Source organism: Desmonostoc vinosum (assembly GCF_059505385.1).
The window spans coordinates 22,025-28,024 of sequence record NZ_JCACKM010000094.1 but is presented as its reverse complement, the minus strand read 5'-3'; the positions used below and the strand labels follow the sequence as shown (position 1 = coordinate 28,024).

Here is a 6,000-nt window from a genome sequence, read left to right as displayed (position 1 = left end):
TCTAAGCGAAGCTATGCCGCAGGCTTTACGCTGACGCTCGTACCTCGCTAACGCTATCGAGGACTCGCTCTAAGCGAAGCTATGCCGCAGGCTTTACGCTACGCTAACGTAATTAAGTTTTGTAATGGGGACTTAAACCCACGGAACTAGTTAAAAGTCAAAAGTAACCCTGAGCGGAGTCGAAGGGTTACTTTTTAACTCATCTAGGCTTGCGAATAGCACCTTCCCACCTAATAGTTTGCTTCGTAGAACGCCCTCCTAAAGAACGAGTTGCTACAACTTCCAGCTCCACATTGGCACCAGGGCGTAGGGCGTCATTGGAGATTTTGAGCTTGCCTAAAGCCAGAATAAAACGGTTGTAGTCACGAGTCACTAGCTCACTGGGAATATCTCCTTCGTATTCGGTCTTGTAGCCTGAGCCACCATAGTTATCGCGTGCCCTGTATTTAACGCGAAACTGAGTACTGATAGCATCAGATTTTGCAGCCAAATCGACTATTTTTAGGTTTAGATCTTGTCCAGCCCCAGCAAACTCTGCTACTGCCAAGCGAGTAACATCTTTCTTGACAATCACGTTTTTAACAGTAAAGCTCGTCAAATTTCCTTCAGTCTGGGCGCTGCCTTCAATCCATAAATCTTCTGGAAAGTTAACTTCTATTTGCTTGTTATCATTTAAATTTAGTGTTGCAGTTTGATTGGCAAAATTGGTAATGGGTTGTTTCTCTTGCCAAACTAATTGAAAAGTTTCTTCTAGACGCTGCTCAAACTCTCGGTACTCATCAGCAATTACAGAGCCAGGAGCAAGTAGTGAAACTGCCCCGGTGCGAAGATTCCACTTATTTTTCGAGAGATTAATCTGTTTACCTGCCAGTTCAGAAATTGGTAGCTTTACAGTTGGCATATCATTTGCCAAGGGTTCCTTGCTGTTAACAATAGTTAAAATCCCTAAGCGCCCTCGTTTACCATCACTACCATAATTGCCATCCTGCCCGTCGTTACCATCGGTACATCTATATGTTTTAGTATCACACTTATAATCTGAACTACCAGGAGTTCCTTTGCAGGTTTTCACCTCCCAACTGCGTACACGACAGTTACAACCTGCTGTACCATTGCCACCTCGACCACCACGCGCGCCTTCTCCAGCAGGGGCACGGACTAAAACGTTCCGTAAGTCAGCCATATTGGTGTAATAAATCGTGAGGGAGCCACCATTGCCGCCGTCTCCTCCTTTACCACCGTCACCACCCTTACCACCATTGGGCGCATTGATGTTGTGACTTACTTTCTCAGATTGGTTTTGGCAGTCAGGTCGATAACCATGTTGCCCATTTTCTCCGTCCTCACCATCTCGACCCGATAGATCAAGATTTACAGGTGAACCATTGACAAAAATGCTTTGGTCTTGACCACTACGACCATCTCTACCAGCTCGTCCATTACTTCCTGTATTGCCATTGCTACCATAGTTGTTGGCGTATACTGCGGCATCTGCTGAACATAAAACTGAACCAGACGCAGGCATAAATCCAGTAACTAAGCAAAATGTCAAGAGTAGTGGCAACTTACTGATAAAACTACTGTGCATTTTAGTACACCAAACACTTCTTTTCTCTATTCGTAATGACACTTAGCAACTCGCTAAGGTTAGATATTTCTTGTAAATTTCTTAGGTAAGTATTTTACCTGCTTTTGCTTGCTTTTATTCAATAAATCTCTTGAAGAGTCCAGATTTTAGACTTTTTCTTGGGAATTGGTATTTCTCCCCCTGTTCTCCTGCTTCTTTTCAGAAGACCCAATAAAAAACCGAGTGCCTCTAATACACCCGGTTTACTTATGCAATATTAAAATTCTTCAGTTTTGTAAGAGTCAGACCTTCGTTAATTCTTTGACAGAATTAAACTTTTGCGGTTGTCTTGCTAACAACATTGAGTTCGCCTTTGGCATACTTAGCAGCAAAATCTTCCAGAGAAACCTGCTTAATTTTGCTAGCGTTACCAGCAGTGCTAAATTGCTGATAGCGATCGGCACACACTTTTTGCATATATTTGATAGAAGGCTTGAGGAAGTGACGGGGGTCAAATTCCTTGGGATTTGCTGCTAAAGCTTCACGTACAGCAGCAGTAATCGCTAAACGGTTATCGGTGTCAATATTTACTTTACGTACACCGCTCTTGATGCCTTTTTGGATTTCTTCTACAGGTACACCGTAGGTTTCGGGAATTGCGCCACCATACTGGTTAATTAGTGCGAGTAAATCTTCAGGCACAGAGGAAGAACCGTGCATTACCAAGTGGGTGTTAGGTAAACGGCGGTGAATTTCTTCAATGCGGCTGATTGCCAAAATTTCCCCAGTCGGCTTGCGGGTAAACTTGTAAGCACCGTGGCTAGTGCCAATAGCAACAGCCAAAGCATCTACTTGAGTTTGCTCAACAAAGTCAACTGCTTGGTCTGGGTCGGTTAATAGCTGATCATGAGAAAGTGTTCCTTCAAAACCATGACCATCTTCAGCTTCACCAGCACCAGTTTCCAAAGAGCCTAAGCAGCCGAGTTCGCCTTCCACACTAACGCCTAGAGCGTGAGCTACATTCACCACTTCACGGGTGACATTGACGTTGTACTCGTAGCTAGAGGGGGTCTTGGCATCAGCTTCCAGCGAACCATCCATCATCACGCTGGTAAAGCCGTTTTTAATCGCTGAGTAGCAAGTAGCAGGTGCATTACCATGATCTTGGTGCATGGCGATGGGCAGTTGAGGATAGGTTTCTGCTGCTGCCAAAATCAAATGGCGCAGGAAATTCTCTCCAGCATAAGCACGAGCGCCACGAGAAGCTTGTAAGATTACGGGGCTATCTGTCTCTAGAGCAGCCTTCAGAATCGCCTGAATCTGTTCCAAGTTGTTAACGTTAAAAGCTGGGATGCCATAACCGTTTTCAGCTGCGTGATCCAACAGCAGCCGCATTGGTACCAGCGCCATAGATAGTCCTCCTAATGTGGTTGTCAGCTAGTCGGTGTGAGACAAGCGTAGTCACTACGCTAAATCTTAAGAGTTTTTTCAACTTATAGGAAATTATAACTAGTGTCGGGGTGTTTATGTTGAAAAACTTTACGGTATTACTAATCAAAGATGCCTTATGCTGAAGCGAAACTACTGTTAAGTGGGTTACGTCTGTGTTAAAGGATTTGGTAGTGTATTATCCCAGATGCTAGTCGCTGCTCTCAAGAAATATGGGTGTAGGGGAGGAAAAAGTGTTTATGGCTTTCGTGAACGCTAAGTAGCAGGCATTTGGCTAATATCTGCGATCGCCCCTACATATTCAACAAAGACGTGATTGCACCAACAATTGAAATTGGTATTATTTTAGGTGCGATCGCTCATCTTCCCAGACTGAACAAGTATTTTTCCTTAAAATATGGGTCGCCCGGGATTCGAACCCGGAACTAATCGGTTAAAAGCCGAGTACTCTACCGTTGAGTTAGCGACCCTTGCATTACATTTCGCAACTTTGCTATTTTAGCATAAAGTCTAGAGATTTGTAAAGAGGTTTAGAAAAAATTTGCCGTTAACCTTACAGATGCTGTATGACTAGCTTCTGGCTGTAACACAGTCAGATTTTTACCAGTATTTAGAGCATTCCGAGGGGCACTCCACGGTTCTAGACAGTAAAATTCTTTGCCCTTCACTGTCCAAAACACCAGTGTGGAATAGCTATTGTCGTAGTCTAGGGTGAGTTTTAACTTCCGGCTATGATCCGTCACAGCGGCAGATTGACTAGTTAGTTGACCGAAGGCAAAATCAATTTCATCACGATTAAAGTCAAAATTACCACTAAAAGGATAAATTTGCTGATCTTGATTGTCTTGATACTGCCCAGAGGGAATTTCAACCTCTAGCTGAGTTTTATCATTCACCAGAAAATAGGGATGGAAACCTACAGAAAAAGGCATTGGGGACGATGAGAAATTTTGATACTGCTGCCTAATTTCTAAAGTATTGCCTTGCAACTCATAAGTAAAAGTCACTTGAAAGTCGAAAGGGTAAACAGCCAGTGTTTGCTCATTGCTTTTGAGAACAAGGGTTAAGCTAGCTTGATTATCAGTTGCTTGGTCAGTCACTTCCCAAGGTAAGTTACGAGCGAAACCGTGCTGTTTGAGAGTGTAGCGCTGATCATTGTAAGTGTAAGTATCTGCCGGTAAATTGCCGCAGATGGGAAACAGAATGGGATTCCCACCTCTAACACTCAACTCAGGATGAGTAAACCTTTCCACATCAAGGTAAAAAATTTCTTGACCTTGAGTGCGCCAGCGAGTGATGATGCCACCGCGTTCTGGAACCACTTCGACTTGAGAGCCAGCGGACTCATCAGTCAGGATGTAAGTTTTGTATTGTTGCTGTTGGAGTGTAATGGTAAACACGAGTTTATTTTTGAGGGAGTGGGGAGTGGGGAGTGGGGAGTAGGGAGTGGGGAGTGGGGAGTGGGGAGATGGGGGAGATGGGGGAGATGAGGGAGATGGGGGAGATGAGGGAGATGGGGGAGATGGGGGAGATGAGGGAGATGAGGGAGATGGGGGAGATGGGGGAGATGAGGGAGATGAGGGAGATGAGGAAAAGTCAATAATTACGAATTCCCTACTCCCCACTCCCTACTCCCCACTCCCCATTCCTATTCGTCTTCTGCAAATACGAAGCGATATAACTCGCTGGGGTCGGGTTCTGGGCTGCTTTCGGCAAACTTCACTGCTTCGTCAATTTCATCTTGAATTTGACGCTCAATGTCTTTGAGTTCTTGCTCGTCTGCTAAATTTTGCTCTAGCATATGAACTGCTAACTTTTTAATTGGGTCGCGAGCAAACCAAAATTCTTTCTCTGTTTTGCTGCGTAATTCGTCAGGATCAGCTAGGGAGTGACCACGGAAACGGTAGGTGAGTGCTTCGATGAGTGTTGGCCCTTCACCTGCACGGGCACGGGCTACAGCCTCTTGAGCAACGGCTCGCACAGCTAGTACATCCATACCATCTACTTCCACGCCTGCCATGTTAAACACGCTGGCTTTTTTGTAAATTTCTGGCTGGGAAGTCGCACGTTCATGGGCCATACCAATTGCCCACTTGTTGTTTTCTACCACAAACAGAATTGGTAGTTTCCAGAGGGCTGCCATGTTCAAAGTCTCAAAAAATTGACCGTTGTTAGCCGCACCATCGCCAAAAAAGCAAGCGGTTACTTGGTCGGCGTTTTGATCTCGCAATACTTCGCGACGGTATTTGCTTTGGAAAGCTGCCCCAGCAGCGACGGGGATGCCTTCAGCGACAAAAGCGTAGCCACCTAATAAGCGATGTTCCGCAGAGAACATGTGCATGGAACCACCACGCCCTTTGCTACAGCCTGTGGCTTTACCAAATAACTCCGCCATGACTTCCTTTGCTGGTACACCCGCACTCAAAGCATGAACGTGGTCGCGGTAGGTACTGCAAACGTAGTCTTCACCTGGACGCATTGCTTGAATTACACCGGTGGAAACAGCTTCTTGACCATTGTACAGGTGGACAAAACCGAACATTTTGCCCCTGTAGTACATTTCAGCGCATTTGTCTTCAAATAAGCGCCCTAACGTCATGTCTTTGTACAACAGCAGCCCTTCTTCTCTGGTAATCTGGGCTGTGGCAGCATTAAATTTAGGTAACGTGCGTTCTTGAACCATTATCTTTGAGTATTCCTGTTGTGTGACTTGGCGTTATAGGCTTAAATATGTTGATTTCATACCGCCTCAGATTTTAACAGGCCGGAGTTGACAATTTTAGATTGTTTTTAAGTTGGTCAATCAGGATGGTAAATTTCATGTCCAAGCCGTTACATTTATTGCAAAATAGCTAAATTTTTAGTTTTTCCGCCTATGTTACGTGAGAACATAAATTCTAAGAGCGAGTATTGGCATTTTTAGTTTCCTGTGTTTACTACTCTGTTGATAGGCTAGCAATCACAATTGATAGCTTTCTGCATAT

General features: G+C 44.7%; 5 protein-coding genes and 1 tRNA gene. 1 reads left to right on the top strand and 5 read right to left on the bottom strand.

Annotated elements, in window-relative coordinates:
* Positions 1 to 199 precede the first annotated feature (199 nt).
* The 4 genes from AC5JMF_RS15880 to AC5JMF_RS15865 all read right to left on the bottom strand — a co-directional run bounded on the left by AC5JMF_RS15880 (position 200) and on the right by AC5JMF_RS15865 (position 4,416).
* Complete coding sequence (locus AC5JMF_RS15880; protein WP_495796698.1) at positions 200 to 1,588, bottom strand: collagen-like protein; 1,389 nt, start codon at positions 1,586 to 1,588, stop codon at positions 200 to 202.
* A gap of 309 nt (positions 1,589 to 1,897) precedes the next feature.
* Positions 1,898 to 2,977 carry a class II fructose-bisphosphate aldolase gene (fba, locus tag AC5JMF_RS15875; RefSeq protein ID WP_495796697.1) on the bottom strand — a complete coding sequence of 360 codons (1,080 nt, stop codon included), beginning with the start codon at positions 2,975 to 2,977 and terminating at the stop codon, positions 1,898 to 1,900.
* Between the two features lie 437 nt (positions 2,978 to 3,414).
* Positions 3,415 to 3,486 (bottom strand) — tRNA-Lys (locus tag AC5JMF_RS15870).
* A gap of 60 nt (positions 3,487 to 3,546) precedes the next feature.
* Positions 3,547 to 4,416, bottom strand: a complete 870-nt coding sequence (locus tag AC5JMF_RS15865; protein ID WP_495796696.1) for an aldose epimerase family protein — start codon at positions 4,414 to 4,416, stop codon at positions 3,547 to 3,549.
* A 32-nt stretch (positions 4,417 to 4,448) separates the two neighbouring features.
* Here AC5JMF_RS15865 and AC5JMF_RS15860 point away from each other — a divergent pair, with 32 nt between their 5' ends.
* Positions 4,449 to 4,619, top strand: a complete 171-nt coding sequence (locus AC5JMF_RS15860) for a hypothetical protein (protein WP_495796695.1) — start codon at positions 4,449 to 4,451, stop codon at positions 4,617 to 4,619.
* A 45-nt stretch (positions 4,620 to 4,664) separates the two neighbouring features.
* Here the strand turns inward: AC5JMF_RS15860 and pdhA are convergent, their stop codons facing one another.
* Positions 4,665 to 5,699 carry a pyruvate dehydrogenase (acetyl-transferring) E1 component subunit alpha gene (gene pdhA, locus AC5JMF_RS15855; protein WP_495796694.1) on the bottom strand — a complete coding sequence of 345 codons (1,035 nt, stop codon included), beginning with the start codon at positions 5,697 to 5,699 and terminating at the stop codon, positions 4,665 to 4,667.
* Positions 5,700 to 6,000: the final 301 nt, after the last annotated feature.